Here is a 6,288-nt window from a genome sequence, read left to right as displayed (position 1 = left end):
CACCGCCAGCCGCTCAGCCAACGAATCACCCCCAACCCCACCAGCCACCGCCACACCACCACGCGCCACACGACGCGGAACACGCACCAACCCGCGCAGAACTGGCGGTAGTTGACCATTGCGTGCCTGCTCGGTCAGGGCGGCGAAGTCGAACTTCAGCGGTACGAGGGTGGACGCCTCACCGGAGAGGGCCGTGTCGAGCAGGGCCATACCGTCCTCGGTGGACAGCGGGAGTACTCCGCCCCGGCCCATGCGGGCCTGGTCCGAGTCGCTCATCGTCGCGATCATGCCACCGGACTCGGCCCAGAGGCCCCAGGCCAGTGCAAGGGCGGGCAGCCCCTGTGCACGCCGCCACTGGGCGAACGCGTCCAGGAACGCGTTCGCCGCCGAGTAATTGCCCTGGCCCGGACCACCGATCACACCGGCGGCCGAGGAGAACAGGACGAACGCCGAGAGGTTCATCTCGCGTGTCAGCTCGTGCAGTGTCAGCGCGGCATCGACCTTGGGCCGGAAGGCGGCGCCGATCCGCTCCTGCGTCAGGCTCGCGATCACACCGTCGTCGAGGACTCCCGCCGCGTGCACGATGCCGGTCAGCGGCGCGTCGGGCGAGACCGCCGCGAGAAGTTTCTTCACCGCCCTGCGCTTGGACATGTCGCACGCCATCACGGTGACGGTCGCTCCGGCGGCCTCCAGTTCGGCCTTCAGCTCCCCGGCGCCGGGCGCCTCCGGTCCGCGGCGGCTGGTCAGCAGGAGGTGGCGCACGCCGTACGCGGCCACGAGATGCCGGGCGACCAGGCCGCCCAGCGTTCCGGTGCCGCCGGTGACGAGGACCGTGCCCGCGGGGTCCAGGGCCAGCCCGGCTCCGGAGTCAGCAGCGGCCCGCACCAGCCGGGGTATGTGGACGACGTCGGCGCGCACCGCCACCTGAGGCTCCCCGGTGGCCAGTACGCCCGCCAGGGCCGGCCGGGACGCCTGGACCTCGTCCACGTCCATGAGGAGGACGCGGTCCGGGTTCTCGGCCTGTGCCGCGCGCACCAGGCCCCAGACCGCGGCGCCAGCCGGATCGGTCACCTCGGTGTCGCCGGAGACACCGACCGCGCCGCGCGTCACGACGAGCAGACGGGACGATTCGAGTTCCGGCGCGGCGAGGAAGGCCTGGAGGATGCCGAGCACACGGCCGACCAGACCGCGGACGCGTTCGGGGCTGACGACACCGTCGACGGCGTCCACGGCCAGTACGTCCGGCATCGACGCGCCGGAGCGCACCAGCTCCTCGACGTCCATGGCCATGGAGACCGTGTGCGGGACGACCGCGGCGACGGCGCCGGTGGTCGCTTCGGCGGGCAGCGCGGTCCATTCGACGGAGAACAGGGAATCCGTGCCGGGGCCGGTCCGGCCGGCGGCCTTGACCTGCTCTTCGGCGACCGCCCGCAGGACGAGGGACTCGACCGATGCCACCGGGGCGCCTTCGCCGTCGGCGAGTTCCAGCGACACCGATTCGGGGCCGGTGGGCGTCATACGGACCCGCAGGCTGGTGGCGCCGGAAGCGTGCAGCGTCATGCCGTTCCACGCGAACGGCAGGATGAGCTTGCCCTCCTCGGCCTCGCGTTCCGTGAAGGCTCCGCAGTGCAGGACCGCGTCGAGAAGCGCGGGGTGCAGACCGAACCCGGACGCCGCGTCGGTGTCCTCCGCCGGAAGCGCGACCTCCGCGTAGATGTCCTCTCCGAGGGTCCACAGCGAGTTCAGGCCCTGGAACAGCGGCCCGTACGCGTATCCGGCGGTCGCCTGGTCCGCGTAGAAGCCGGTCAGGTCGACGGGCTGCGCACCTTCGGGGGGCCAGGCCGCGAAGGTCGGGTCCGGAGCCGGCGCTTCCTCATCGAGCTGGCCAGTGGCGTGACGCACCCATGGCATGACGGATTCGGTGTCGTCCGGCCGTGAGTACACCGCGACCGGCCGGACACCATTCGCCTCCTCGCCGACCGACACCTGGATGCGTACCGCACCCTTCTCGGGGATCACCACCGGCGCTTCGATGATCAGCTCACGCAGGGACCGCGCGCCGACCTCGTCCCCGGCGCGGACCGCGAGTTCCACGAGGGCGGTCCCCGGCAGCAGGACCGTGCCGGACACGGAGTGATCCGCCAGCCACGGGTGCGCTGCCAGGGAGAGTCGTCCGGTGCACACGACACCACCGGTGTCGGGAACACTGATCACCGTGTCGAGCAGCGGATGTCCGGTGGCCAGCGCGGGGTCCCCGCCGGAGGAAGTCGGGTTCAGCCAGTAGCGCTGGTGCTGGAAGGCGTACGTGGGCAGGGCCACGCGGTGTGCGCCGGTGCCGGAGAAGACCTTCTCCCAGTCGATGCCGACGCCGCGGGTGTGGAGTCGGCCCAGGGTGGTCATCAGGGCCCGGTCCTCGGGCGTGTCCCGCCGCAAGGAGGGCACGCAGTCTTGGGCGACCATGCCGGACAGGACGCCGTCGGGGCCCAGCTCCAGGAAGGTGGACACCTTCTCCGCGCGCATGGCACGGACGCCGTCGTGGAAGCGGACCGTGCCGCGTACATGCTCCACCCAGTACTCGGGCGAGCACAGCCGCTCCGGGTCCGCGAGTTCACCGGTCAGGTTCGACACCAGCGGCAGGGAGGGCTGGTGATAGGTCAGTCCGGCCGCGACCGCACGGAACTCCTCCAGCATCGGATCCATCAGGGGCGAGTGGAACGCGTGGGAGACTCGCAGCCGTTTCACCCGACGACCCTCGAAGCGGGCGACCATTGCTTCGACCTCGTCCTGGACGCCGGACAGCACCAGCGATGTCAGCCCGTTGACGGCGGCGATGCTCACGCCATCGGTCAGCAGCGGGGTGACCTCGTCTTCCGTCGCCTCCACCGCGACCATCACACCACCAGCCGGCAACGCCTGCATCAACCGGCCACGCGCCACCACCAGGCTCGCAGCGTCCTCCAGCGACCACACACCCGCCAGATACGCCGCCGTGACCTCACCGATCGAATGACCGGCGAGGCAGTTGGGGCGCACGCCCCAGGACCGTACGAGGCGGAAGAGCGCGACCTCGATGGCGAAGAGGGCGGGTTGGGCGTATCGCGTCTCGTCGATCAGCTCCTCGCCTTCGAAGACGAGGTCCTTGAGCGAGCGGCCCAGGCTCTTGTCGACCGCCGCGCACACCTCGTCGAAGGCGTCCGCGAACACCGGGAACTTTGCGTGCAGTTCACGGCCCATGCCGACCCGCTGCGATCCCTGGCCCGTGAACAGGACGCCCAGACGCCCGGGGACCACGGACTCGGCGCGCACCGAGGCGAGACCGTCGCGGGCCTCCTGTGCCGAACCCGCGACCACCACCGCACGGTGGTCGAAGCGAGCACGCGTCGTGGCGAGTGAGTACGCCGTGTCCGTCAGGCTCTGCTCCGGGTGCGAATGGAGGTGGTCGGCCAGGCGCCGAGCCTGAGCACTCACCGCATCGGCCGTCCTGCCGGACAGGACGAGGGGGACGACCCCGTGCGGTGTGGTCGGCTCGGAAGCGTCTTCCTGGATGGCTTCCTCGGCAACTTCCTCGATGGCTTCCAGGATGACGTGCGCGTTGGTACCGCTGATGCCGAAGGAGGAGACCGCCGCTCGACGCGGACGGCCTTCCGCCGTCTGCCACTCCCGCGACTCGGTCAGCAGCTCCACCGCGCCCGCCGACCAGTCCACCTTCGGCGAGGGCTCGTCCACGTGCAGCGTCTTCGGCAGCACACCATGCCGCATCGCCTGCACCATCTTGATCACACCCGCCACACCGGCCGCGGCCTGCGCATGACCGATGTTCGACTTCAACGACCCCAACCACAGCGGACGGTCATCACCGGGCCGCTCCTGACCGTACGTCGCGATCAGCGCCTGCGCCTCGATCGGGTCGCCCAGCGACGTTCCCGTACCGTGCGCCTCCACCGCATCGACGTCGGCCGCAGACAGACCCGCACTCGCCAACGCCTGCCGGATCACACGTTGCTGCGAAGGACCATTCGGAGCCGTCAACCCATTGGACGCACCGTCCTGGTTCACCGCACTGCCCCGGACGACCGCCAGCACCTCATGACCGTTACGCCGCGCGTCCGACAGCCGCTCCAGCAGGACCAGACCCACACCCTCGGCCCACGACGTACCGTCCGCACCCGCCGCGAACGACTTGCACCGCCCGTCCGCCGCCAGACCCCGCTGCCGCGAGAACTCGATGAAGCTTCCGGGCTGGGCCATGACGGCGACGCCGCCGGCCAGCGCGAGCGAGCACTCGCCGCCGCGCAGGGCCTGCATCGCGGAGTGCATCGCCACCAGCGACGACGAACACGCCGTATCCACGGTCACCGCCGGACCCTCGAAACCGAAGGTGTACGACACCCGGCCCGAGACGATGCTGCCGGCTGCCACGGCCGCCTCGTAGTCGTGGTACATCACACCGGCGAAGACACCCGTACGGCTGCCCTTCAGCGAGGTCGGATCGATCCCGGCCCGCTCCAGCACCTCCCACGACATCTCCAGCAGCAGGCGCTGCTGCGGATCCATCGCCAACGCCTCACGCGGGCTGATTCCGAAGAACGCCGGGTCGAACTCCCCCGCGTCGTGGAGGAAGCCGCCCTCCCGCACGTAGGACTTGTCGGCCAGGCCGGGAGTGGGGTCGTAGATCCCGTCGATGTCCCAGCCCCTGTCCTCCGGGAACGGTGTGATGCCGTCACGCTCCTCGACCACGAGACGCCACAGGTCCTCCGGCGAGGAGACGCCACCGGGCAGTCGGCACGCGGCCGACACGATCGCTATCGGCTCGGACGAGGCCGCAAGGGCCCGGTCGCGCTCCTCCTTGAGCTGCTCGTTCTCCGTGAGCGAGGCGCGCAGTGCCGCGACAAGCTTGTCCTGGGACACAGACATTCTTGGATTCCTCCGTAGGCCGCGACGGGCTCAGTTGTTGGTGTTGCCCATCGCGCGTTCGATGAGGTCGGCGACGTCCATGTCAGCGATCAGGTGCGCCGCGTTCTGTGGTGCTTGCGAGGCGGCGGCGGTGGCCGTACCGGCGTCTGCGGCTCCAGGGGCCGCAGCCACCAGATGCATCAACTGCCGCAGCACACCAAGCTCTTCGAGTCGCTTGAGCGGGACGGAGGCGAGGGCCTTGCGTAGCCCGGCCTCGTCCACGTCGTTCAGCTCCACGGTCTCGGTCACAGTGTCAGGAATCAGTTCCGCCCGCAGGTGCTCGGTGATCGCGGCGGGTGACGGATAGTCGAAGATCAGCGTGGCCGGCAGCTGGATGCCCGTCACCCCGGCCAGCCGGTTGCGCAGCTCGACAGCGGTGAGCGAGTCGAATCCCATTTCACTGAACGCCTGTCCCGGAACGATGTTCTCGGCGTCGGTGTGTCCGAGTACGACGGCGACCTCGTCGCGGACCAGATCCAGCAGCGCTTCGGCCTGCTCCTCCTCCGGGAGTACGGCCAGCCGGGCCGAGAGGGAGTCGATGCGGGCAGGTCCGCCCGCGGCGGCAGCACGCCGGGGTCGGCGGACCAGGCCCTGCAACATCGGAGCCAGTTGGCCCGCTCCCGCTTGTGCGGCGAGAGCGGAGAAGTCGAACTTGACGGGGATGAGGGCGGGTTCGTCGGCGGCGAGGCCGGTGTCGAAGAGTGCCATGCCCTCCTCGGCGGACAGCGGCCGGATACCACTGCGCCGCATACGCGCCTGATCCGACTCCCCGAGCGAGCCCGTCATCGCACTCGACTCACCCCACAAACCCCACGCCAGCGACACCGCCGGCAAACCCTGAGAACGGCGCCACTGCGCGAACGCGTCCAAGAACGCGTTGGCGGCCGAGTAGTTGCCCTGTCCCGGACCACCGAGCGACCCGGAGGCGGAGGAATAGAGGACGAAGGCGTCCAGGTCCAGGTCCCGCGTCGCCTCGTGCAACGCCAGCGCCGCATCCACCTTCGGCCGGAACACCCCAGCCAACCGCTCCGGCGTCAGACCCGCGATCACACCATCATCCAGCACACCAGCGGTATGAACCACACCCGCCAACGGCGCACCACCAGGCACCCGCGCCAGCAACTCCGCCAACGCCACCCGATCAGCCACATCACACGCCGCCACAACCACATCCGCGCCGGCCCGCTCCAACTCCTCCCGCAATTCCACCGCGCCAGCAGCCTCCGCACCCCGACGGCTGGCCAGCACCAGACTGCGCACCCCATGCACCGCCACCAGATGCCGGGCCACCACAGCACCCAACGTGCCAGTACCACCCGTCACCAGCACCGTCCC

2 protein-coding genes are annotated in these 6,288 nt (G+C 70.1%); both read right to left on the bottom strand.

Annotation, left to right across the window (positions count from 1 at the left end):
* Positions 1-4,908: type I polyketide synthase (locus ACF073_RS41340; protein WP_392076720.1), on the bottom strand; the 4,908-nt coding region annotated here is incomplete at its 3' end.
* 36 nt (positions 4,909-4,944) lie between these two features.
* Positions 4,945-6,288: beta-ketoacyl reductase (locus ACF073_RS41335; RefSeq protein WP_392076718.1), on the bottom strand; the 1,344-nt coding region annotated here is incomplete at its 5' end.

It is taken from the genome of Streptomyces sp. NPDC015171 (assembly GCF_043079545.1).
In the GTDB taxonomy this organism is placed as follows: Bacteria; Actinomycetota; Actinomycetes; order Streptomycetales; family Streptomycetaceae; genus Streptomyces.
This window is presented reverse-complemented; position numbering and strand designations above follow the sequence as displayed.